Origin of the sequence: Streptomyces sp. yr375 (genome assembly GCF_900110755.1) — a bacterium.
Lineage (GTDB): Bacteria > Actinomycetota > Actinomycetes > Streptomycetales > Streptomycetaceae > Streptomyces.
The window spans coordinates 23,388-46,745 of sequence record NZ_FOFF01000060.1; the positions used below are offsets into that span (position 1 = coordinate 23,388).

Genomic DNA, 23,358 nt, shown 5'->3' on the forward strand with positions numbered 1-23,358 from the left:
TCACGCACGCTGCACCCGGAGTTGGACCTCGATGAGATCGGCGGCCCGCTGCGTGCCACCCTCCTCGGCCATCTGCGCCTGAATGCCCTCGAGTCGGCGGGCCACCTCCGGGTCGTCGACGAGCGCGAGGGCGGCTTCCCGCAAAGCCTCGGCGCTCGCCTCCGCCGTCTCCAGCCGTCGGGCCACACCCAGCGCCCGCAACATGTCCGCGTTGCCGAACTGGTCGACGGCCTGCGGTACGGCGATCATCGGCGTGGCCGTCGCCAGCCCCTCCTGGCTGCCGCCCGCGCCGGCGTGCGTGACGAACAGGTCGGCCTGCTTGAGGATCGCCAACTGCGGCACCCAGGACCGCACTTCGACGTTGTCCGGTACGGTGCCCAGCTCGTCGGCGGGCACGTGCTTGCCGATCTGGAGCACCATGTGCCAGCCGGGCAGCTCACCGAAGGCGCGCACGCACTCCCGGTAGAAGCCGGGCTGCTTGGTGAAGGACGAGCCCAGCGAGACGAGGACGACCTTCTCGGCGTCGGCGGGCCTGGTCCACTCCCCCTCGGCGCCGCGGTCGCCCTGACAGGCGCCGACGAACGTGTACACGCTCTCGTCGACCCGGTCGGCGTGCGGCTGGAGCACCTTGGGGATCAGGACGATCGAGCGGGCGGGGCGGCCGGCGAAGGGGTCCGGGTGCTCGGCGATCCCGTTCTCCTCCAACCAGGCCTGGAAACGGGCGTAGTAGGCCTTTCCGCGGGCCGTCTTCCTCGGCTCGGCCCACATCGGTTCGCCGACCTCCTCCTCGTAGCCCTCCCAGGCCACGAGGTTCGGTGAGAGGGAGATCGCGGGGACGCCCCAGCGGTGGGCGAGGACACGGGCCGGATAGGAGGCGATGTCGTGCAGGACGAGATCCGGTTCGTCCCCGGCGTACGCCTCGGTCAACTGCGGCAGCGCCTGGATCGCGTCGGCGAGGAAGGGTTCCACGTTGTCGAGGAGGGTGGTGCCCCAGGCGGCGGGGTCGTCGTCGGGTGAGGGCAGGATGGAGCGCCACGGCTTGACCTCGGCACCGGTGTCGGCGACCTTCTCGGCGAAGAAGGGCGGAATCGCGTACGACACCCGGTGCCCTCGCGCGACGAGCTCACGGATCACCTCGAGGCTCGGGTTCACATGGCCGTGGGCGGCGATCGAGAACATGGCGATATGGGCGGGGCGACTGGCCGTGGCGTCGCCAATGGCGTTGGTCGTGGCGTCGGTCATGTCATCGACCGTAGGCGAGACGAGACGTCTCGTGCAACCCGATAATCGGGGGCCTGGGTCAGAGGTCGGGGCAGCGTTCGTCGGTTCCTTCGACGCCGTGGCCGACTCCGTTCGTGACCGTGACCGTCAGCGTCGTGGTCGCGGTGTCCGAGTCGACCGTGCGACGGGCGTCGGCGGCCGTGCAGATCACCTGCGCCGCGGCGAGTTCGGTCAACTCACCTGCGACGGTGGGCAGTTCGATCGCCACTTTGTCGCCCCGGGTGTCCACCCGGACGGCGGACGAATCCGGGGCCTCGGTGGCGGGGTCGCTGTCCGGGGCCATGGTCGCGGCGAGCGACGGCGGCGGCACCAGGGTGGTCAGGCGCTTCGCCCGCTCCGCGTCCGTCGGGCCCAGCAGAAGCGCCTCCACGGCCGACCGGACGTCGACCGGTCCGGCGATCCCGCGGGAGACGGGGACCAGGGTGCCGCCGGCGACGAGGTAGACCCGTACCGTCGGCGCGATCCCGTGGGCGGGGCCGCCCGCCTCCACCACACCGGTCGCTGGAATGCCGCAGGAGACCAGCGCGCACAGCGCCGGGACGCACAGCAGCACGGCTCGGCGTACGGCCTTCACGCTCGCGCCTCCGCCGCCGACTCGTCGCGCCGCAGCGGGAGTCGGACGGTGAAGACGGCGCCGCCCGCCGGACGGTTCTCCGCTCTGATGGTGCCGCCGTGCATCCGGACGTTCTCCTCGGTGATCGCCAGTCCCAGCCCGCTGCCCTCGGTCCGGGACCGGGCCGCGTCCGACTTGTAGAAGCGTTCGAAGACATGGGGCAGCACGCTGTCGGGGATGCCGGGCCCGCTGTCCAGCACCTCGATGACCGCCCGCCGCCCGCCGCCGGGCCCGTCACCCTCGTCCTCGTCCTCGTACAGGCGCACCGTCACCGGCCGGGCCCCGTGCCGCAGGGCGTTGCCGACCAGGTTGGCGACGACGACGTCGAGGCGGCGCGGGTCGACGCGGCCGCGCAGCGCGTCCGGCGCGGGCAGCAGGACGTCCACGGTGTCGCTCCAGCCACGGGAGGCGAGGGTGCGGCGGAGGGACTCGGCGAGGTCGATCTCGTCCAGGTGCAGCACCACCGCGCCCGCGTCGAAGCGGGAGATCTCCATCAGGTCGTCGACCAGCCGGGCCAGTTTCACGGTCTCCTCGCTGATCAGCCGGACCGCGGTGGCGGTGTCGGGGTCGAGGCCTGCGGCGTCCTCGTCGAGGACGTCGGTGACGGCCGACATGGCGGCCAGCGGAGTGCGCAGTTCGTGCGAGACGTCGGCGGCGAACCGGCGGGCCCTGGCCTCCATGCCGCGCAGTTCGGCCACCGACTCCTCCAGCGCGGCGGCCGTCTCGTTGAACGTGTGGGACAGCTCGGCGAGTTCGTCGGAGCCGTCGACGGCGAGCCGGGTGTCCAGCCGGCCTTCGGCGATGCTGCGGGTGGCGCCGCGCAGCGCCCGTACCGGCCGCAGCACCCCGCGCGCGGCGAGCAGCGCGAGCAGTACGGCGAGGACCAGCGCGGGGACGGCGGCCCGCTCCACGGCGGTCACCAGGGCGTCGACGTAAGCCTGTTCGGTGACCTGAGGAACCGTCAGGAACACCTTCACGCCGGTGAGGGGTCCGACGCCGGAGGAGCCGGACGATCCGAAGAACGAGGCGGAGGAGGCGAAGGCGACCGACATGCCGACGAGGAGGGCCGTGTGGTCGGCGCGGTTGACCCGTTGGAAGACGGTGGCGGAGCGGGAGTCGACGGCCTTGCGCAGGGCGGGCGTCAGCTCCTCGAACCGGTCGCCGGGCACGGAGGTGGCCTCCAGTGCGCGGTAGACGACCAACACCCGCCAGGTGCCCGACGGTTCGGCGCGTGCCACGTCGACCGCGAACCGCTGAAGGTCGGCTTCGTACGGCGGGAAGGGGAGTTCGGGGGCGAGCCGGGTCACCTGGGTGCGCAGCAGTTTGATCACGGTGTCCTGGCTCTGCTGGAGCACTCCGGTGCGCGCCTCCCGGAAGGTGAGCGCGCCGGTGGTCGTCGCGGTGACGGCGGCGACCAGCGCGAACGCCACCACCAACCGCACGCGCAGACCGCGCAGTCGGTGGGCGCGAAACCGTGTTCCGAGGGCTCTCACCGGGCGGCGAACCGGTAGCCGAAGCCGCGTACGGTCTGGATGTGCCGGGGTTCGCGCGGGGGTTCGCCCAGCTTGGAGCGCAGCCGTTTCACGCAGGCGTCCACCAGCCGCGCGTCACCGTGGTAGCTGTGCTGCCAGACCGCTTCCAGGAGTTGCTGCCTGCTGAACACCTGGCCGGGCGAGGCGGACAGGGTGAGCAGCAGGCGCAGTTCGGAGGGGGCGAGGGCGACCGGCGCGCCCTGCCGGGCGACGGACAGTCCGGCGCGGTCGATGGCGAGGTCGCCGTAGGTGTCGATCTTCGGTATGCCGCCGTCGGCGGGCGCGCCGGCCGCGCGGCGCAGGACGGCGCGGATGCGGGCCTGGAGCACCCGGGCCTGCACGGGCTTGACGACGTAGTCGTCGGCGCCCGCCTCCAGTCCGACAACGATGTCCTCGTCGTCGCCCCGCGCGGTCGCCATGATGATCGGCAGGGTCTGGTCCAGGTCCCGCATCCGCCGGCACACGTCCAGGCCGGTCATGCCGGGCAGCATCAGGTCCAGCACCACGACGTCCGGCCGGAAGGAGCGCAGCCGGTTCAGGCCGTCCTCGCCGGTCTCGGCGGCGGCGACCTCGTGACCCTGACGGCGCAGCGCGAGGCCGACGCCGTCCCGCACGGCGCGGTCGTCCTCGATCAGCAGAACTCGTGGCATGGCCCCAGTATCGGTACACCGTCGGCCACCTCGGGCCACTGTTACCGGATGATCACATGAAACCGCATCGACCGGGTCGTTATCTCTTCGTTATCATTTGGGCCTGATCCGATCACATCGCAATCACAATCTGAACAACCATGAGCGCGCACCGAGCAGATTCCTCCGCCTCCCGCCGCCGTCGGAGCCGCCCCGCGCACGCCGGCGGGCGCGGCCGCAGGGGGCCGCTGCGGAGAGGACCGCTGCGGGGAGGACCTCTGTGGGGAGGGCTGGCCGCGCTGAGCCTCCTGGGCGTCGCCGGTTTCGCGGCTGCGGGATGGACGTCTCCGGGCGGGGGCGAGGGCGAGGCGTCGGCCGGGGGCCGTTCGACGGCGTCCGGCGGGCCTGCGGCGTCCGGTCCGGCGTCCCCGCGGACGACGCCCAGTCCTTCGTCCTCGCCCCGCACACCCGCCGGTCCGTCCGCCGGTTCGTCCGGCAGCCCGTCCGGCAGCCCGCCGGCCGATCCGCCGTCCGGTTCGTCGAGCGGCTCATCGGGCGGTTCATCGGGCGGTGAGTCCGGTGGTTCGACGGGGAGTTCGGCCAAGGACGACATCCCCGAGTCCGGGCCGGGTACGTTCACGACCGCGGCCGGGTCGAGTGGCAAGGTGGGCAAGGGCACCGCCCTGCGCTACCGGGTGGACGTCGAGGACGGCCTCGACCTGTCCGCCGCCGACGTCGCACGGCAGGTGGAACACATCCTGGTCGACCGGCGCGGCTGGACGGCCGACGGGCACTCGGCGTTCCAGCGGGTGTCCGGCGGCGACACCGACTTCGTCGTCCGGATCGCGACCCCCGGCACCGTGGACAAGATCTGCGGGGAGTACGGGCTGGACACCGGCGGCGAGGTCAACTGCAGCGTGGCCGAGAACGTCATGGTCAACCTCAAGCGCTGGCTGCTGGCCACCCCCGTCTACGCCAAGGACGTCACGGCCTACCGCGCGCTGATCATCAACCACGAGGTCGGGCACTTCCTCGGCCACAACCACGTCGGCTGCCCCGGCCCGGGCCGGCCTGCCCCGGCGATGATGCAGCAGATCAAGGGCATGAACGGCTGCGTCCCCAACGTCTGGCCGTACGACGGACAGGGCCGGCTCCTCACCGGCCCCGCCGTTCCCTGAACCGGCCGCCCGACGCCTCCCTGAACCAGCCCCCGGACAACGGGCGTTCAGCGCTGGTAGCGGGACAGGACGAGGTTTCCGTCCTGCTCCAGGCGGGTGCGCAGTTCGCCGAGGCCGATCGCGCCGCTGTAGTACTCCTGGAACGCGGGGGTCGCGACCTTGTCCTTCCACTCGGGGTAGCCCCGCACGGACTGGGCGGGCGCGGGCCGCAGATGCGCGGCGAGGGCGGTGCCGGTCGCCCAGTCGTCCTTCGTCGTGTGCAGGGCGGGGTCCGCGAGCGCCCGGGTGCCGGTGGGCAGCATCCAGTCGCCGAGCGCGAGGCGCACCATGTTCTTCGGTTGCAGCAGGAAGTCGATGAACGCGACGGCCTCGGCCTTGTGGGGGCTGTCCTCGGCGACGGACAGGGTCTGCGGGCTGACCCCCTGGGCGAGTCCGTCGGCGCCCGCCGGGGCGGGCAGCACCTGCCAGTCGAAGCCCTTCGGGGCCTGCTGCACGATCTGCTGGCGGTAGGAGAAGCCGAGCGGGACCATCGCGTACCTGCCGCCGAAGAAACCGGGCAGGGTGTCCGAGCCGCCGCTGCCCAGCGTGGTGGGCGAGGCGCTGCGGTCGACGCCGACCTGATCGTGGACGGTGCGCGGGACGACCTCGTCGCCGGCCTGGAAGCGGACGGTGAACTTTCCGTCCGCGCCCCGGTGGAACAACTGCCCGCCCGCCGACAGGGAGAGGTTGAGGGTCGCGGAGACGGGCTCCTTCAGCGGCCAGGCCACCCCGTACTTCCCGCCGCCGCTGAGCCGCTTGGTGATCTCCCTGAACTCCGGCCAGCTCCACGGGCGTTCGGGGGTCGGGAGCCGTACGCCGGACCGCTTCAGCCAGGTCGCGTTGGCGACGAGGACCCGGGGTTCCTGGAGGAAGGGCACGCCGTAGACGCCGTCGCCGAAGGTCGTCGTCTCCCAACTGTGCTGCGGGATGTCCGACTTGAGGCGGGCGGGAAGCAGGTCGGTCAGGTCGGCGAGGTAGCCGCCGTAGGCGAAGTCGGCGAGGTCGTCGGAGGCGTCGTGGATGATGTCGGGGGCCTCGCCGCCCTCGAAGGAGGTGAGGAGCTGGTCGTGGACACTGTCCCAACTCCCCTGCACATACTCGACCTTGACGTCAGGGTGGGTGGCGTTCCACTCCTTGACGAGTTCCTTGTTGGCCGTGACCGACTCCTCCTGCCAGGCCAGGGACTGGAAGCGAAGGACGACGGGTCCGCCGTCGCGCCCGCTTCCATCCGATGAACAGCCCGAGGAGCAGCTCGCGAGGAGCAGCAGCACCACGGCGGTGATCAGCAGTCTTGTCCGCATCAGCTCTTCACCGCCCCGGCGAGCATGCCGCCCGTGATCCGCCGCTGGATGAGTGCGAAGACGACCAGCGAGGGGAGGGTGGCGAGGAACGCGGCGGCGGCCAGCGGTCCCAGGTCGGCCACGCCCTCCGCGCCGATGAAGTGGGTCAGGACGACCGGCAGGGTCTGTTTCTCCGGCGTTTTCAGCAGCACCAGCGCGAAGAAGAACTCGTTCCAGGCGGTGATGAAGGCGAACAGCGCCGTCGCGACGATCCCCGGCGCGATCAGCGGCGCCGTCACCGAGACCAGCGTCCGCAGCCGCCCGGCCCCGTCGATCGCCGCCGCCTCCTCCAGTTCTACGGGCACGGCGCGGACGTATCCGACGAGCATCCACAGCGCGAACGGCAGCGCCCACACCACGTACACCAGCACCAGCCCCGGCACGGAGTCGATCAGCCGCAGGTTCTTCAGCACCAGGAACAGCGGGATGATCACCAGCACGAACGGGAACGCCTGGCTGACCACCACCCACCCGGAGACGGCCCGCGCGAGCCGGGTGCGCTGTCGGGCCATGACGTACGCCATCGGCAGGGCGAGCGCGACGGCGATCACGGCTGCGCCGAGCGCGGCGAGCAGGGAGTTCAACGCGGCGTGCAGCAGGGGCTGTTCGTCGAAGGCCTGGCGGAAGTTGGCGAGGGTGGGGTGCCGCGGGAGCCAGGTGGGGTGCAGGCTGCCCAGTTCGCGGGGCGGCTTGAACGCGACGGACAGCAGCCACAGGAACGGGAAGGCGAGGAAGACGAGGTAGGCGAGCAGGGCCGTGTACTGGCCGGCGCGGGCCGCCGGGCGGGTCCTCACGCGTCGTCACCTCCCCTGATCCGGCCCACCAGGAAGAGGGCCAGGAACACCGAGATCACCGCGACCATCACACAGCCCATCGCCGCCGCGTACCCGAACTGGCCGTAGCGGAAGGCCTCTTCGTAGGCGAAGAGCATGGGCAGTCGGGTGCGGCCGCCGGGTCCGCCGCTGGTCAGCACGTACACCAGGGCGAATGAGTTGAAGTTCCAAATAAAATTCAGTGCCGTGACGGCGAGGGCGACGGGTCTGAGGGCCGGCCAGGTGACCGTGCGGAAGCGGCGCCACGCGCCCGCGCCGTCCACCGCGGCCGCTTCGTGCAGTTCCCGGGGGGTGTTCTGCAGTCCGGCGAGCAGCGTGACCGTCGTCTGCGGCATACCCGCCCACACGCCCACCACGATCACCGCGGGCAGCGCGGTCGCCAGGCCGGACAGCCAGTCCCGTCCGTCGCCCAGGCCCAGATCGCGCAGGGTCTCGTTGAGGATGCCGGCGTCCGGGTTGTAGACGAGCCGCCACATGACGCCGACCACGACCTCGGGCATCGCCCAGGGGATGATCGCCAGGGCGCGGGCCAGCCAGCGCAGCCGTAACTCCTCGTTCAGCAGCAGGGCGAGGCCGAGGGCGAGCAGGAACTGCGCGGCCGTCACCCCGACCGCCCAGACCAGGCCGATCCGGAACGACTCCCAGAACAGGGTGTCGTGCAGCAGGTCGGAGAAGTTGAGGCCGCCGATCCACCGGGTGGCCGTGGTGCGGCCGGACTGGGCGTCGGTGAACGCCAGCAGGATCCCGTACAGCAGCGGGCCGACGCTCAGCGCCAGGATGGGGATCAGGGCGGGGAGGACGAGGAACCAGGCGCCGGGGCCGGCGGTGGCGCGCGGTGGGCCGGTGCCGGGCGTGCCTCCCCTCGGTGCGCCTCTCTTCGCCGTCCGTCTCTTCGCCGTGCCCTTCTTCGCCGCCCGTTTCTTCTCGGTCGCCAACGACACGAAGACATCCCCCTTCCCGCGGTCGTCACGGGCCCCGCCATGGTCGTGAAGGTGCTGTACGCCGTCAAGACACCACGCGCACACGGTGATCTGTGCGAATGCGACACTGACGGTCGGATGGCCGGATCCCGACGCCGTCCGATGGGCCGGGCGGCTAACGCGCACAACGACACGGAGGCGGGCGATGGACGAGGCACGGGCGCGGGACGTACTGGCCGCGGCGGGAGTGCTGCCCGGCCCGGCGGCGGACGCGCGGCTGCTCGCCCTGGGCGAGAACGCGGTGTTCGCCGCCGGTGACCTGGTGGTGAAGGTGGGCCGGGACGCCGAACTCCTCGACCGGGCCCGGCGCGAGCTGGACATCGCGGCCTGGCTCGCCGAGGCGGGCGTGCCGGCGGTGCGGGCGGCCGAGCCCAAGCCGCTGCTGGTCGAGGGGCACCCGGTGACGGTGTGGCACCGGCTGCCCGACCCGGTACGGCCCGCCGAGCCACGGGATCTGGCCGAACTCCTGCGCCTCGTGCACGCGTTGCCCGTCCCCGCCTTCGGGCTGCCCCCGCGCGAGCTGCTGTCGGGGGTCGAACGCTGGCTGCGGCTCGCGGGCGACGCGATCGACCCGGCGGACGCGGCGTTCCTGCGCGAGCGCCGCGACGGCTTCGCCACGGCCGCCGCCGCGCTCACCCCGCACCTGCCGCCCGGCCCGATCCACGGCGACGCGCTGCCCCGCAACGTGCACCTGGGCCCCGACGGTCCGGTCCTGGTCGACCTGGAGACAGTCTCCGCCGATCTGCGCGAACACGACCTGGTGGTCATGGCGCTGTCCCGCGACCGGTACGGCCTGCCCGCCGAGGCGTACGACTCCTTCACCGAGGCGTACGGCTGGGACGTGCGGGAGTGGGCGGGCTGCTCGGTCCTGCGCGGTGCCCGGGAGACCGCGAGCTGTGCCTGGGTCGCCCAGCACGCGCCCACCAACCCGAAGGCGCTGGCGGAGTTCCGCCGCCGGGTGGCGTCGCTGCGCGACGGGGACGAGGCGGTGCGGTGGTACTCGTTCTGATCCGGGCGCTACGGGCTTGGCGTGCCGCCGCGAGACGGTCAGGCGCGCGGTAGGAACGGGCGCGCGGTACTTGGGCGGGCGTGTCAGACGGTTTCGTCGGCCAGCTCTCGTACCGGCCACGCGCCGTCCACCACCGCGTCCGTGTCTCCCTTGCGGCGCAGGAAGTCCTGGAAGTCCGCCGCCCACTCGGCGTACCACTCGATCTGGCGGCGGTGCAGCTCCGCCGGGCCGAGGGCCGCGACCTTCGGGTGGCGGGCGGCTATCGCGCCGGCGAGGCGGGCCGCGGCGAGGGCGTCGGCGGAGGCGTCGTGGGCCTTCGCGAGCGGGACGCCGTACTCGGCGCAGACCGCTTCGAGGTTGCGTTTGCCGCGCCGGTAGCGGTCGACCGAGCGGTCGATGGTGTACGGGTCGACGACCGGCGCCGGGTCCTGGCCGCCCAGGCGCTCCCTCAGTGAGGGCAGGCCGTGGCGGCGCAGTTCGGCGGAGAGGAGGGTGAGGTCGAAGGCCGCGTTGTAGGCGACGACCGGGACTCCGGTGCGCCAGTACCCCACGAGGACCTCGGCGATCGCGTCCGCGACCCGGTCGGCGGGGGCGCCCTCGGTGGTGGCCCGCTCATTGCTGATGCCGTGCACGGCGACCGCGTCCGCCGGGATCTCCACGCCCGGGTCCGCCAGCCATTCGCGGCGGCCCAGGACCTGTCCGTCCCTGACCTCGATCACGGCTCCCGTGACGATGCGCGCCTCGCGCGGGTCCGTGCCCGTCGTCTCCAGGTCGAAGCCGATCAGCAGCTCCCGGTACCAGGCCATGATGGCCCCCCTTCTTGGTGGTGCTTCCCCCAGTGGTCTCCACCCTCGCATGCACCACTGACAATCGGAGGAGCGCCTTCCGATTACCCGGTCCGCACCCCGGTCTCCAGCCGGTCAGGACACCGGTCGGGAATCGGCCCAGGCGAGCTCGAACTCCTCGCGGTATGCCGAGAAAAGTCCGCCTTCGTCGGCCTCGCCCGACTTGACCACCCGGCTGCCGTTGCGCAGCACCAGCACCGGTGCCTCCATGCCGCGCATGCGCCGCAGGTAGGACTGGATCACGGCGATGCCGTCGGTGCCGTCGCCGTCGACGAGGTAGGCGGTGAAGCGGGGCGTCTCGTCGTACACCTGGATCTGGAAGGCGCCCGGGTCGCGCAGCCGGGCCCGGACCCGGCGCATGTGCAGGATGTTCATCTCCACCGCGCGGCTCAACTCGCCCCGCTTCATGCCGAGTTCGCGTTCGCGGCGCTTGACCGCGCTGGAGGCGGGGTTGAGGAACAGCAGCCGGACGCGGGCCCCGGCCTCGGCGAGGCGGACCAGCCGGCGGCCGGAGAAGTTCTGCACGAGCAGGTTGAGGCCGATGCCGATGGCGTCGAGGCGGCGCGCGCCGTCGAAGATGTCCTCGGCGGGGAACTGCCGCAGCAGCCGCACCCGGTCGGTGTGGACGGCGACCACGTCCGCGTACCGGTCGCCGATGAGGTCCTCGACGGCGTCGACGGGCAGCCGGCGTGCGGAGGGCACGTCGCCGCTGGTGCCGAGCATCTCCAGGAGCCGCGAGGAGGCCCGTTCGGCCTGGTTCAGGACGGCCTCGGACAGGGCCCGGTTGCGGGAGACGACGTTGCGGGTCACCTCCAGCTCGTCCAGGGCGAGTTCGACGTCCCGGCGGTCGTCGAAGTACGGCTCGAAGCACGGCCAGTGCTGCACCATCAGCTCGCGCAGTTGCGGCAGCGTGAGGAAGGAGATCACGTTGTCGTCGGCCGGGTCGAGCAGGTAGCCCTTGCGGCGGCTGACCTCGCGGACGGCGACCGCGCGCTGCACCCACTCCTGTCCGGCGGGACCGGCGGCGGCGACCACCCACTCGTCGCCGTTGACGGGCTCGTAGATGGGCCGCAGCACGGCGGCCACCACGGCGCGCAGCCGCTGTTCGACGAGGTTCAGCCAGATGTAGGCCCGGCCGGCCCGCTGGGCGCGGGTGCGCACCTCCCGCCAGGCGTCGGCGTCCCAGTCCAGCTCCGGTCCGATGGCGTTCGTCTCCATCGGCCGGGCCAGGGACACCGTGCCGGGCGGGGCGTCTGCGGAGCCTGCCCCGTGACCCTCGTCACCAGGGGGCAGTTCCAGCCCTCCCGAGCCCACCCGCGCACCGCCTTCCGCTCCCCCGAGCACTCCCCGTCCCAACGATCAAGGAAGGGTACTCCGGGAGCGGCGGGCGGTGCAGCCGGATGGACAGGTCGTTTCTCAACTACCGTTGTTCGGTTGCCCGTTCTGTCCGGCGAGGGCCGGCGGAGTGAGCGGATTCATAGCGGTGACGTCCCTGGGGACGAGGGAGAAGCCCTGCCAGTGGACCGGCATGGGCTGCTGGTCCTCGTCGCGGGCGATGTGGTGGAAGCCCACGTTCACCCAGGTCACGGGGTGGGTGAGGGGCTGGCCGTCGACCCACTTGTCGACGGATGCGCCGTGCAGCGGACTGCCGCAGATGCGCACGTTGTTGCTGGCGTACTGCTCGCACTTGTTGTACTGCGTGAAGTAGACGTCGTGCTGGGTGAAGGAGCGCCCCGGGTACTTGGTGGTGGCGCCGGGGACGAGTTCGTAGGAGCGGGCGTGGCCGTCCTTGTTCTTGCCGGTCGCGCTGACCACCCGCCACCAGCGCATGTTCCGGGCGTCGCCCGCGAGTTCCTTGGTGACGGCGGTGCGGGTGGTCTTGTTGGTCGGGCCCTGCTGTCCGCCGGCGGGCGGGCTGACCACCGAGTCGTACTGCTCCACCTTGGTGTGGGAGGAGCCGTCGAGGCCGAAGTCGAGCCGCCAGAAGACGTTGTGGCTGTGGCTGGTGGCGTAGGACTTGGCGCCCTTGCCTATGGGCCAGCCGCGGCCGTCCCCGGCGTCGTAGTCGAAGGGCGAGAGGCTGCCGGTGGCGCCGACGTTCATGTTGATGGCGCCGTCGTCGGAGAAGCGCCACTCGGTGATGTACTCGTACCAGCCGACCTGGTTGACGGTGTAGACGAGCAGGTCCTTGCCCTGCGTCTGGAAGACCTTGTTGCCCGTGTCGGACTGCATGCGGTAGGCGTGGCCCCGCGCGCGGGTCGTCGTGCACAGGCCCTTCACGTTCGGGCTGTCGGAGTCGAAGGAGTCGGGGACCTTCACCGACCTGATGGTGCCGCCGGGGCACTCGGCGGGCGTCATGTTCACCAGGCCCGAGCCGAAGTTGTAGTCGGTGATGTCGTTGTACTCGTTCTTGCCGTCGTCGTACGGCACATGGATCTGGGCGATCTTGGCGCTGTTGAGGACCCTGATCGGCTTGGCCTCGCCGGGCGGCTGGTAGGAGACCTTCTCCAGGACGAGCCCCGACTTGGCCTCGAAGCGCCAGCACATGCGCCAGGTCGTGCCGGTGGAGAGCTTCTGTTCGATGCGGTAGGCGGCGCTGCAGTCGGCCGCCGCGGGGGCCGCGGGGGCCGCCTTCGGCCGGGCGGCGGCCGGACCGGCGCCGACCGTCGCCCCGGCGGCCAGCGCGGCTACCGAGAGACCGACGACCGCCCCTGTGCGGACCCGGGCCCGGCTGATGCTGTTGACACGCATGAGGACATGACTCCCTTTGCCTCCCTCTACAGGAGGCAAGTTGGAAAAACGGACTGAGGGCAGAGCCCCTTGGGTGCGGTGCTGGGCCTGCGTTCAGCCGGCGAGCCGGGCGACCTTGCGGGTGCTGAGGTCGACGACCAGGGACCGGGCGTCGATCCACGGACCGTTCTTCACCTTCGGCAGCAGCCGTACGCAGCGGTGTTCGCCGCACTTGTCGAGGACGGCGGGCTCGGCCCCCGGCACCGCCCGGTACACCATGCTGGCGAGCCGCAGTTGGTCCGGGGAGGTGAGCTCCTTGCCGGTGGCGTCCTTGAAGTCGGCCTTCAGGCCCGCGCCCAGCGGGTCGGCGATCAGCAGCCGGGCCGCCTCGGTCTGCTCGGCGGCGCTCAGCGGCGGCTGCACGCCGCGCTGCGCGCCGGTGGCCTCCACCTTGCCGGTGTCGAGGTTGACCGTCCGGGTGAGGAGCGTGTCGTCCTTGTAGTCGTAGAACGACGCCTCCGCGCGGCGGGGCGCGGCGGGGTCGTCCACCTCGTCGGCCTCGGGCTCGGCGAGGTCCACGCCGAGGCGCTGCGGGCCACGACCGCCGTCGACGTCCTTACCGGCGGCGAGCTGCTGCCGGTTGAGCGCTATCTTCTCGACGCGCGCGATCTCGTCGTCGGTCAGCGGGTCGCGGCCCCGCCCCTTCGCGCCCTCGGCGGGGGCCTCCTGGACGACGCCTGGCGGTACGTCCCCCGCCGCGTCGCCCTGCTGCTGTCCGGCCGCCTGCCCGGCGCTCTGCGCGCCCTTGGCGCCGCCCTTGCCGCCGCCCGTGTCGTCCGCCCCCGCCGTGCCCGGCAGGGTGATGCCGATCATCACGGCCGTCGCCGTCACCGCGATGGCCGTACCCGCCACCACCTTGCCCAGGTGGCGGCGCACTGTCGTGCGCACAATCTCCCCCTACTCCCCCTACTCCCCGTGCTGCCCGGGAGTACCTGTCCGCCCCACTGGTTCGGCATACGACGCCCCATGACGTACTACGACGAACCCCTCTATGCCGTCGCATCCCGCCCTATCTCGTTCTATCCCGTTGTATGGCGTCGTATGCACTGGTCGATCGGTAAGAGGGACGTAAGTCACCGGTGGTTCCCTCACTTTCCCGGAGACTCGACGCCAAGGGGCCCCCGGCAGGGCGGCTCACCTGAAAGAGTCGTGTCCATGCAGGTCTGGCCTGGAGAGGCGTATCCCCTCGGTGCCACGTACGACGGCGCCGGCACGAACTTCGCGGTCTTCACGGAGGCCGCGGACCGAGTAGAGCTGTGTCTGCTGCACGACGACGGCTCGGAAACGGCGGTGGAACTGCGCGAGAGCGACGCGTTCGTACGGCACGCGTACGTGCCGGGCATCATGCCGGGGCAGCGCTACGGCTTCCGGGTGCACGGCCCCTACGACCCCGGTCGCGGCCCGCGCTGCAACTCGGCGAAGCTGCTGCTCGACCCGTACGCGAAGGCGATCAGCGGGGCGATCCGGTGGGGCGAGGAGGTGTACGGCTACCACTTCGACGCCCCCGAACGGCGCAACGACCTCGACTCCGCGCCGCACACGATGACGTCGGTCGTGGTCAACCCCTACTTCGACTGGGGCGACGACCGCAGGCCGCGTACCGAGTACCACCACACGGTGATCTACGAGGCCCATGTGAAGGGCCTGACGATGCGTCACCCGGACCTGCCGGAGGAGCTGCGGGGGACGTACGCGGCCCTCGCGCACCCGGCGGTCATCGAGCATCTGACGGGGCTCGGGGTGACGGCCCTGGAGCTGATGCCGGTGCACCAGTTCGTCGACGACCACCGGCTCGCCGACATGGGGCTGAGCAACTACTGGGGCTACAACACGATCGGTTTCTTCGCCCCGCACAACGCGTACGCCTCCTGGGGCGACCGCGGGCAGCAGGTGCTGGAGTTCAAGTCGGCGGTGCGGGCGCTGCACGAGGCGGGCATCGAGGTCATCCTCGACGTGGTCTACAACCACACCGCCGAGGGCAACCACCTGGGTCCGACGCTGTCCTTCCGGGGCCTCGACAACCAGTCGTACTACCGGCTGGCGAGCGACCCGCGCTACTACACGGACACCACGGGGACCGGGAACTCGCTGCTCATGCGGTCCCCGCACGTCCTCCAGATGATCATGGACTCGTTGCGGTACTGGGTCCTGGAGATGCATGTCGACGGGTTCCGCTTCGACCTCGCGGCGACGCTGGCGCGCCAGTTCCACGAGGTGGACCGGCTGTCGTCGTTCTTCGACCTGGTCCAGCAGGACCCGGTGGTGTCCCAGGTGAAGCTGATCGCGGAGCCGTGGGACGTGGGCGAGGGCGGCTACCAGGTGGGGAACTTCCCGCCGCTGTGGACGGAGTGGAACGGCAAGTACCGCGACACCGTGCGGGACGTGTGGCGGGGCGAGCCCCGCGCGGTCGGCGAGTTCGCCTCCCGGCTGACCGGCTCCTCGGACCTCTACCAGGACGACGGCCGCCGCCCACTGGCCTCCATCAACTTCGTGACCTGCCACGACGGGTTCACCCTGCACGACCTGGTGTCCTACGACGCCAAACGCAACCAGGCCAACGGGGAGGACAACCGGGACGGCGAGAGCCACAACCGGTCGTGGAACTGCGGCGTGGAGGGCGAGACCGACGACCCCGAGGTGCTGCGGCTGCGGGCCCGTCAGATGCGGAACTTCATCGCCACGCTGATGCTGTCCCAGGGCGTGCCGATGATCAGCCATGGGGATGAGTTCGGGCGCACCCAGAAGGGCAACAACAACGCCTACTGCCAGGACAGCGAGCTGGCGTGGGTCCAGTGGCCCGACGGCGAGGAAGCCGAGGGGTCCGAGGAGGCCGGCGGGGCCGGGAGCGAGCTGCTGGACTTCACGCGCGCGTTGGTGTGGCTGCGCAAGGAGCACCCCGTCTTCCGGCGGCGCCGCTTCTTCCACGGCCGGCCCGTGGAGGGCACCCACGACGACCTGTCGGACATCGCCTGGTTCACGCCCGAGGGCGCGGAGATGACGCAGCGGGACTGGGACCGGGCGCAGGCGTCCGCGCTGTCGGTGTTCCTCAACGGCAACGCGATCTCCGAGCCGGGCTCGCGCGGCGAACGGATCACCGACGACTCCTTCCTGCTGATGTTCAACGCCTCCGCCAGGACCCTGGAGTTCGTGGTCCCGGTCGACCACGGCCGCCAGTGGCAGGTGGTCGTGGACACGGCGAACCCGGAAGCGGTGGCGTCGGGCACGGGCCCGAAGGTGCAGGCCGGAGCCCGGCTGACGCTGGTGGACCGCAGCATGACGGTCCTGCAACGGCCGACCTAGGGCCTGCCGACATGCAGGCTGCCGACATGGGGGCGCGGGCCGGTGACTCAGCCGGAGGGGGTGTGACACGAAACGCGGCAGGGCGGGTACGTAGGTGGTCATGACCCCTGAGCGACGTGCCGCCTCCGTTCCCGTGCCGCCCACGGCGACCTACCGGCTCCAGTTGCAGCCCGAGTTCCCGTTCCGGGCCGCGGCGGCCGCCGTGCCGTATCTGGCCTCGCTCGGCGTGTCGCATCTGCACCTGTCCCCCGTCCTGGAGGCGGTGCCCGGCTCCCCGCACGGGTACGACGTCGTGGACCCCACGCGCGTGCGTGCCGAGCTCGGCGGCGAGAACGGGCTGCGGGCGCTGGCGCGCACCGCGCGGGAGCACGGGCTCGGGCTGGTCGTGGACATCGTGCCGAACCACATGGCGATGGCCCCGCGCCACAACCGCGCCCTGTGGGAGGTACTGCGCGAGGGCCCGAAGTCGCCGTACGCGCGCTGGTTCGACATCGACTGGGAGGCGCGGGGCGGGCAGTTGCTGCTCCCGGTGCTCGGCGGACCCGGCGGCGCGGAGCTGGCGCACCTGCGGGTGGACGGCGACGTCCTGCGCTACTACGACCACGTCTTCCCCCTCCGCGAGGGCACCGCGCACCTGCCGCTGCCGGGGCTGCTGGACGCCCAGTGGTACCGGCCGGTGTGGTGGCGGCTGGCCCGCACCGAGCTGAACTACCGGCGCTTCTTCAGCATCTCGGAGCTGATCGGGGTGCGGGTGGAGGACCCGGAGGTGTTCGAGGCCACCCACGGCACGATCCTGCGGCTGCTGCGCGAGGGCGTGGTCGACGGGCTGCGCGTCGACCACCCCGACGGCCTCGCCGACCCCGACGCCTACCTGGAGCGGCTGCACGCGGCGAGCGGCGGCCGCTGGACGGTCGTCGAGAAGATCCTCGCCGACGGGGAGCGGCTGCCGGACTCCTGGCCCGTCGCCGGCACCACCGGCTACGACGCCCTGCGCCGCGTGGACGGCCTTTTCACCGACCCCGTGGGGGCCGGGGAGCTGCTGGCCCGCTACCGGCGTCTGGCGGCCCCTCAGGCGGACCGGGGCGGCGACTGGGCGGCGACGGTGCGGCGGGCGGCGTACGGGGTGCTGCGCCACGAGCTGGCGGCCGAGACGGACCGGCTGACCCGGGTGGCGTCCCGGGTGTGCGCCGCGTCGACAGACCCCGCGTTGTGGGACCGGGCGCCCTGGGCGCTGCGCACGGCTCTGGAGGAGCTGCTCGTCCGTCTGGAGGTGTACCGGCCGTACGCCTCGGGCGACCCGGCGGCCGTCGTTACCGAGGAGGCGGCCGAGGCCGCGCGGGAGGCGTTCGCCGTGCCGGAGGAGGCGGGCGCGGTCGACGTGGTGTGGGGCCTGGTGCTGGGCGGGGAGGGGGCGGCGGGGGCGGAGTTCCGGGCGCGGTTCGCGCAGACGTCGTCCGCGCTGCGGGCCAAGTCGGTGGAGGACACGGCGTTCTACCGGTACGTGCCGCTGCTGTCGGCGAACGAGGTGGGCGGCGACCCCGGCCGCCCTGGCGTGTCCCCCGGCGACTTCCACGCGTACTGCGCGCGCGTGCAGCGCGACTGGCCGGCGACGGGGACGGTCGTGTCGACGCACGACACCAAGCGCAGCGCCGACGTACGCGCCGCCCTCGCCGTGCTCACCGAGTGCCCGCAGCGCTGGACGGACGTCCTGGAACAGCTCCCGCGCGCGGAGGACGGTACGGCGGACGGGCAGGTGGCGTGGGCGGCCTGGCAGACGGTGTTCGGGCTCGGCCCGGCGGCCCCGGAGCACACCCAGGAGCGTTTCCAGGAGCGCGTCCAGGAGGCGCTGTTGAAGCACGCGCGCGAGGCGGGGATGTACACGAGCTGGACGGAGCAGGAACCGTCGTACGAGAAGGCGGTGGCCGCGTTCGTGGCGGCGGGGCCGTGCGGGGCCCCGGGCGAGCGGGTGGCCGCGCTGCGCGCCGCCCTGGAGCCGTACGTCCGGGCGAACGTGCTCGGCACGGCGCTGGTGCATCTGACGATGCCGGGGGTGCCTGACGTCTACCAGGGCACGGAAAGCGAGTACCGGGCGCTGGTGGACCCGGACAACCGGCGCCCGGTGCGGTTCCCGCCGGAGGATCCCGGCGTCAAGGGCGCGGTGACGGCGGCGGCGCTGCGACTGCGCCGCCGGCGGCCGGACGTCTTCGGCGACTCGGCGACGTACGAGCCGCTGCCCGCCGAGGGAGCGGCCGCCGACCACTGTCTGGCGTTCGCGCGCTCCGGGCGGGTCGTCACGGCCGTGACGCGGCTGTCGCTGCGGCTGGCGGAAGCGGGCGGCTGGCACGAGACCCGGCTGTCGCTGCCGCCGGGCAGGTGGGCCGACGTCCTGGCCCCGGAACAGGGGCCTGCGCGGGAGTTCACGGGGCACGCGCGCGTGGCGGAACTTTTCGAGCGGCTGCCGGTGGCGCTGCTGGAGCGGGTGGAGTGAGGTCCCGGTCCCGGTCGGGAAGGTGATCATCGGCGTTGACAGGTGACGGTCAGGTGCATGTAATGGAAGCGGTGTCGCGTGACGCCGACCAAAGAGCAGTGGGCCGGTCGGCGATCGGGCGAACACCCTTCTTCGAGGGACACGCCATGAGTTCACACTCCGCGCCTCGCATCTGAACCCGACGCAGCGCTGACGCGCGTCGCCGTTCAGCTCCCGTCTCGCCTCCTCTTTCTTCTCCGGAGACACATCCGTATGCCCACTGAACCCACTCAATCCGCTGTGCCCACTGTGCCCGACCCCGATGGCCGGGAAGCGCCCGGCGAGGTGCGCACCCTCGCCGACAAGATCATGGAGGTCCATACCTGGCTGCGTGGCCAGGTGCGTCAGGTGCGGGCGGAGGTCGACGCCCACTTCGCCGCGCACGCGGCCCACGACGGACCCGGTGAGCCGCCCGCGCCGAATCTCGGGTTGCAGCTCCGGCAGCGCTGCCTCGCGTTCTGCCAGGCCCTGCGGTTCCACCACACCAGCGAGGACGAGCATGTGTTCCCCACGATGGCGGTCCACCACCCCGACCTGGCCGACACGTTCGCTCGGCTCGCCGAGGAACACCGCACGGTCGCCCGCATCCAGGAGGAGCTGACGGCCCTGCTGGCCGACATCACCATCGCCGACCCCGAGCGCTTCCGTACGGAACTGGACGCGATGTCGCGGGAGTTGAACGCCCACCTGGACCACGAGGAGAAGACGGTCGTCCCCCTTCTGGCACACGTCCCGTGGCCGCCGCCACGCGCTTCCGAGCGCCCCCCGGAGCCTCCCCCCAGGCGTTCTTGACAGTTCGCAGCGGGCCGTGGGGTACTGCGGATGCGAAGGCCGGGCGGACGCGTACGGGGGTGAGTCTCCTGCCGGAGCTGCGCTACCCCACGGTGACCGAACTGACCTTCTTTGCGCGGGCGTTGACGACACACGAACCCGGCATGTGCGCGCTGCGACAGGTGGGGGTCTCCCGGGCGGGCCGGCCCCTGCACCTGCTGTCCGTGGGACACGCCCGGCGGGCCGTGCTCGTCGTCGCGGGCGCCCACGCCAACGAGCCGACCGGGGGTTCGACACTGCTGACCCTCGCCGAACGGGTGCTGCACGAGCGGGAGTTGAGGGACGGCACGTCCTGGCACTTCCTGCTCTGCGCGGACCCCGACGGGGCGAGTCTGCATGTGACGCCGGCACCGCGCAGCCTGCTGGAGTACCACCTCGGCTTCTTCCGGCCCGCCGTCCCGGAGCAGCCGGAGTGGTCCCCCGCCGTGCTGCCGCCGGACCGGCTGCCGCCCGAGACCCGCGCGCTGACCCGGGTCATCGACGAGCTGCGGCCCTACCTCCAGGTGACCCTGCACGGCACCGATCTCGGCGGTAGCTGGGTGCAGTTGACGAAGGACATACCGGGGCTCGCCGAGCCGTTCGCCAAGTCGGCGGCCCAGTTGCACATCCCGGTGGAGACGGGCGCGTCCGACGCGGTGGGCTGGCCGGCGTCCGGACCCGGCGTGCACGTGATGCCGGCCGCCGGGGCGGACGCGGCGTACCCGAGCATGCCGGACGACGCCCGGCACAGCACCTGGTACCACGCCCACCGTTACGGCGGCCTGACGGCGGTGGTGGAGGTGCCGATGTGGGCGAGCGACATGGTGGACGACCCGGCCCCGCATCCCGACCCGGCCGCGGCGATCCGGCGGCTGGCACGGCGACTGCGGCAGGACGCGACGGAGGTGGAGCGGATCCTCGTAGAGGCGCTGCCGCGGCTGGAGGGCGTCGACGGGCCGCTGCTGCGGGCGGCCAGGTGGGCGCTGGAGCTGGTGCCGGGGCTGGCCGCGGACTGGACGGACACGCCGCCCGCCGCCACGACGATGGCGTACGTCGGCAGCGTGGACGCCTTCGCCCGCCGGCTGCCGCTGCGGGCGGCGGCGATGCTGTGGCGGGTCCTGCACGAGAGCGACGACCGCGCGGCCCCGCCCCTGGAGCGGCTCGTCGAGACCTGGAGCGACGCCTTCGCCGACCGTTTCGGGGCCCGCTGGGTGCCGTTGGAGCACCAGGTCGAGCACCAGTCCCGTACGGTCGTCGCGGCGGCCCTGCACGCCCGCGAACGGGCCGCGTAGGGACGAAATGGGGCGGCTGCGGGCACGCACACGCGCGTGCCCGCAGCCGCCCCGGTCCCCCGCCGACCCGGCGAGCGGCCCGCTCAGACCTCGGGCACCTCTTCGTCGTCCAGGGCGAACACCGCTCCCGTCAGCGCCTCCCGTTCGCAGTCGTTGCCGAAGGTGCGCTGGTAGTCGACCGGGCGGCCGCCCCACCGGCCCTGCGCGCGGACGGTCACCGGGGCGTACACGAGCGGGCAGACGCGGCTGCCGTCCCCGGCGACGGAGTTCACGTCCCCGCCGGCTCTGGCCAGGACGTCGCAGGCCTCGGCGGCGCGGGAGTGGCCCTGGGGCGGGTCGCACAGCAGCAGCGTGCCGCGGGTGTCGCTGGACCGGGAGTCGCCACGGGTGACGGTGAGCTGGAGCCAGTTGCCGGAGAGGGCGTCGTCGGAGGCGGCCAGGGCCGGGGCCGCGCCCAGGGTGAGGAGGAGGGCGGCAGCGGCGGGCAGGGCGCGCCGTACGGCGGGCGCGGACCGGAGATCACGGAGCTGCCGGAGACCGTTGAGGAAGTTCGTCATTCCCCGTGCATCGGCACGGCGGGCCGGGTACCCCAGTCCGACTCACCCGAACGGGCACCGGCGGGTTCGGCCGCGTACCGGCCGGCCAGTGCGAACGCGGAGAGCACGACCCGCGTCTGGTACTCCGCCTGGCGTGCGACGGGGATCCAGCGCGCCCCGCACTCGTCCTGGTAGCCGGCGCACCAGGCGTCGATGAGCCCGTCCAGCTCCGGCAGCGCGCCGCAGGGGTCGTGTCCGGCGCCGGTGACGAGCTGGTGCAGCAGACCCGCCGTCCGGACGGCGATACGGCGGCCGGCGATGCGCAGCGCGGTCAGATGGCCGGTGCTGAGCGGCGGGAGCGGGCGGGCGGGGTCGGCGGTGGCGGGGTCCCAGGCGTCCGCGAGGCCGGGGCAGACCAGGAGGTAGTCGTCGACGGGGGCGAGCAGGCGGGCCGCGTCGGGGGTGCCGGCGAGGTGGGGCCGCACGCGCGCGAGGATGCGTTCGAGTACCTGGGCGTCGTGGCGCAGGACGGCGCTCACGGTACGCAGCACCGCGTCCCGGTCAGCGGGCGGCGAGCCGTCCTCGACGGCGGCGACGCCCCACATCGGCGCTTCGACGACCGCCGTGACGGTGCCGTGCCGGTGCGGGTGGTACCAGGTCGACTCGACGGCGGCCTCGGTGATGGCGGCGGCCAGATCGCCCGGGCGCGGCGGCGGGATCCGGTAGACGGCCGGTCCCAGGCGCGGCCAGTACAGGGTGTCGTAGGGGCCGAGTTCGCGGGGGATGCCGAGGCGGGCGGCGGTGTGGGCGACCCGTTGGGCGAGTCCGGGCAGGTCGCGGGTGAGTTCGACGAAGGCGCCGCCGATGTCGACGCCGTGCAGCGAGCACTGGAAGAAAGGTTTCAGTTCGTCCTGGAGGCCGAGCAGTGTGCGGGTTTCCGGCAGCGCGGCGGCGGCCGCGCCGTCGGGCAGCCACTCGGGCTGTTCCAGGAAGCCGGGCCGGAAGAAGTTCCGGAAGTGGCGGCCGAGGCTGTAGGGGCCGGACAGCCAGCCCTCGTTGCGGCGCAGGCCGTCGGGGTCGAGGCAGAGCAGCAGGTTCCAGGTGGCGTCGGCGCCGACGGTGAGCCGTGGGTCGTCGAGGACGCGGCGGGCCAGCCGCAGGACGGTGGCACCGCCGACGGGCTCGTTGGCGTGCGGTCCGGCCACCACGAGGGCCTGGCGGCTGCCCCGGCCGAGGGAGAGCAGCCACAGGGGCGTACCCGCGCGGGACACCCCGACGCGACGCAGCCGGACGTCCCCGGAGCTGCGGACGGCGAGCGCGGCGGCGCGGGCCGCGAGTTCGTCGACGGTCGGATAGCGGAGGAGCGGCGACAGGTCACACCTCCACAAAGCGGCACCGTCGGTTCACCTGACGTGTCCGGTGTACGCACAGTGAGTCATGGGCCAGGGGTACGTCAACACCGCGACGGGGGGCTGGACTTGAGGAGGTTCGGGGCAATGGGCATCCGGCACCGGGGTCGATGGGCCGGGGGGCGACTCAGCGGCAGGGAGGCAAGTTCCGCCAGCAGAAGGCGGGTTGGGCTGCTGGGAGGCAAGTCCCGCCAGCGGGGGGCGGGTTCGGCCACTGGAAAACAAGTCCCGCCAGCAGAAAGTGGGTTGGGACACCGGAAGGCAAGTCCCGCCAGCGGGAGGAGGCTTCGCCCACCAGAGGCTCCCGCCAAGGGAAGGCGAGTTCGGCCGCAGGAAGGCACGTCCAGCCAACGAAAGACGGGTTCGTCCGCCAGGCGCGGGCGCAGACCGCCAGGCGCGGGCGCAGACCGCCAGG

17 protein-coding genes and 2 pseudogenes are annotated in these 23,358 nt (G+C 72.4%); 6 read left to right on the top strand and 13 right to left on the bottom strand.

The features are described from left to right. The 4 genes and pseudogenes from mgt to BMZ82_RS35410 all read right to left on the bottom strand — a co-directional run bounded on the left by mgt (position 1) and on the right by BMZ82_RS35410 (position 4,076). Positions 1 to 1,288 (bottom strand): annotated as a pseudogene (mgt, locus tag BMZ82_RS35395) (macrolide-inactivating glycosyltransferase). A gap of 12 nt (positions 1,289 to 1,300) precedes the next feature. Continuing rightward, entirely contained in the window at positions 1,301 to 1,855 is a 555-nt protein-coding gene (locus tag BMZ82_RS35400) for a hypothetical protein (protein WP_093781510.1), read from the bottom strand. Then, positions 1,852 to 3,327, bottom strand: coding sequence for a sensor histidine kinase (locus BMZ82_RS35405; RefSeq protein ID WP_177244817.1), 1,476 nt, complete (start codon positions 3,325 to 3,327; stop codon positions 1,852 to 1,854). The genes BMZ82_RS35400 and BMZ82_RS35405 overlap by 4 nt, the downstream gene beginning before the upstream one ends. Positions 3,328 to 3,383: 56 nt before the next feature. Next, a complete protein-coding gene (locus BMZ82_RS35410) occupies positions 3,384 to 4,076 on the bottom strand; it encodes a response regulator transcription factor (protein WP_093781512.1) in 693 nt (230 codons plus the stop codon). Positions 4,077 to 4,216: 140 nt separating this feature from the next. On the opposite strand from BMZ82_RS35410, the gene BMZ82_RS35415 reads away from it, so the two are divergent. Next, a complete protein-coding gene (locus BMZ82_RS35415; RefSeq protein WP_177244816.1) occupies positions 4,217 to 5,233 on the top strand; it encodes a DUF3152 domain-containing protein in 1,017 nt (338 codons plus the stop codon). A gap of 47 nt (positions 5,234 to 5,280) precedes the next feature. Here the strand turns inward: BMZ82_RS35415 and BMZ82_RS35420 are convergent, their stop codons facing one another. From BMZ82_RS35420 to BMZ82_RS35430, 3 genes are read right to left on the bottom strand one after another with little or no spacing between them, the layout of a single operon-like run. Further along, the gene (locus tag BMZ82_RS35420) at positions 5,281 to 6,573 is read right to left on the bottom strand and encodes an ABC transporter substrate-binding protein (protein WP_093781513.1); all 1,293 of its coding nucleotides are present in this window, start codon (positions 6,571 to 6,573) and stop codon (positions 5,281 to 5,283) included. Continuing rightward, complete coding sequence (locus BMZ82_RS35425) at positions 6,573 to 7,406, bottom strand: carbohydrate ABC transporter permease (RefSeq protein WP_093781514.1); 834 nt, start codon at positions 7,404 to 7,406, stop codon at positions 6,573 to 6,575. Before BMZ82_RS35425 ends, BMZ82_RS35420 begins: the two co-directional genes overlap by 1 nt. Next, the gene (locus tag BMZ82_RS35430) at positions 7,403 to 8,386 is read right to left on the bottom strand and encodes a carbohydrate ABC transporter permease (RefSeq protein WP_093781515.1); all 984 of its coding nucleotides are present in this window, start codon (positions 8,384 to 8,386) and stop codon (positions 7,403 to 7,405) included. The genes BMZ82_RS35425 and BMZ82_RS35430 overlap by 4 nt, the downstream gene beginning before the upstream one ends. 184 nt (positions 8,387 to 8,570) lie before the next feature. Between BMZ82_RS35430 and BMZ82_RS35435 the strand changes: the two genes are divergently transcribed. Continuing rightward, positions 8,571 to 9,434 (top strand): phosphotransferase enzyme family protein, encoded by an 864-nt coding sequence (locus tag BMZ82_RS35435; RefSeq protein ID WP_093781516.1) that lies wholly within the window; start codon positions 8,571 to 8,573, stop codon positions 9,432 to 9,434. A gap of 83 nt (positions 9,435 to 9,517) precedes the next feature. On the opposite strand, the gene BMZ82_RS35440 is transcribed toward BMZ82_RS35435, so the two are convergent. From BMZ82_RS35440 to BMZ82_RS35455, 4 genes are all read right to left on the bottom strand, one after another. After that, a complete protein-coding gene (locus BMZ82_RS35440) occupies positions 9,518 to 10,240 on the bottom strand; it encodes a 3'-5' exonuclease (protein ID WP_093781517.1) in 723 nt (240 codons plus the stop codon). Positions 10,241 to 10,354: 114 nt separating this feature from the next. Continuing rightward, entirely contained in the window at positions 10,355 to 11,623 is a 1,269-nt protein-coding gene (locus tag BMZ82_RS35445) for an SAV2148 family HEPN domain-containing protein (RefSeq protein WP_177244818.1), read from the bottom strand. Between the two features lie 72 nt (positions 11,624 to 11,695). Then, positions 11,696 to 13,030, bottom strand: coding sequence for a copper amine oxidase (locus BMZ82_RS35450; RefSeq protein WP_093781519.1), 1,335 nt, complete (start codon positions 13,028 to 13,030; stop codon positions 11,696 to 11,698). A 93-nt stretch (positions 13,031 to 13,123) separates the two neighbouring features. Then, the gene (locus BMZ82_RS35455) at positions 13,124 to 13,957 is read right to left on the bottom strand and encodes a Tat pathway signal sequence domain protein (protein ID WP_093781520.1); all 834 of its coding nucleotides are present in this window, start codon (positions 13,955 to 13,957) and stop codon (positions 13,124 to 13,126) included. A 267-nt stretch (positions 13,958 to 14,224) separates the two neighbouring features. Here BMZ82_RS35455 and glgX point away from each other — a divergent pair, with 267 nt between their 5' ends. The 4 genes and pseudogenes from glgX (at position 14,225) to BMZ82_RS35475 (ending at position 20,998) form a co-directional block, all read left to right on the top strand. Further along, positions 14,225 to 16,369: a glycogen debranching protein GlgX gene (gene glgX, locus BMZ82_RS35460; protein WP_093781521.1), complete on the top strand. Its 2,145-nt coding sequence runs from the start codon at positions 14,225 to 14,227 to the stop codon at positions 16,367 to 16,369. Between the two features lie 100 nt (positions 16,370 to 16,469). Then, positions 16,470 to 18,857, top strand: a complete 2,388-nt coding sequence (treY, locus tag BMZ82_RS35465) for a malto-oligosyltrehalose synthase (RefSeq protein ID WP_093781522.1) — start codon at positions 16,470 to 16,472, stop codon at positions 18,855 to 18,857. A 297-nt stretch (positions 18,858 to 19,154) separates the two neighbouring features. Continuing rightward, positions 19,155 to 19,688, top strand: a pseudogene (locus tag BMZ82_RS35470) (hemerythrin domain-containing protein); the annotation flags it as partial. A gap of 59 nt (positions 19,689 to 19,747) precedes the next feature. Next, positions 19,748 to 20,998 (top strand): M14 family zinc carboxypeptidase, encoded by a 1,251-nt coding sequence (locus BMZ82_RS35475; protein WP_093781523.1) that lies wholly within the window; start codon positions 19,748 to 19,750, stop codon positions 20,996 to 20,998. Between the two features lie 83 nt (positions 20,999 to 21,081). Here BMZ82_RS35475 and BMZ82_RS35480 read toward each other — a convergent pair whose 3' ends face one another. Beyond that, positions 21,082 to 21,555, bottom strand: a complete 474-nt coding sequence (locus tag BMZ82_RS35480; RefSeq protein WP_093781524.1) for an SSI family serine proteinase inhibitor — start codon at positions 21,553 to 21,555, stop codon at positions 21,082 to 21,084. Continuing rightward, positions 21,552 to 22,922, bottom strand: coding sequence for a M14 family zinc carboxypeptidase (locus BMZ82_RS35485; protein WP_093781525.1), 1,371 nt, complete (start codon positions 22,920 to 22,922; stop codon positions 21,552 to 21,554). The genes BMZ82_RS35480 and BMZ82_RS35485 overlap by 4 nt, the downstream gene beginning before the upstream one ends. Positions 22,923 to 23,358 lie beyond the last annotated feature (436 nt).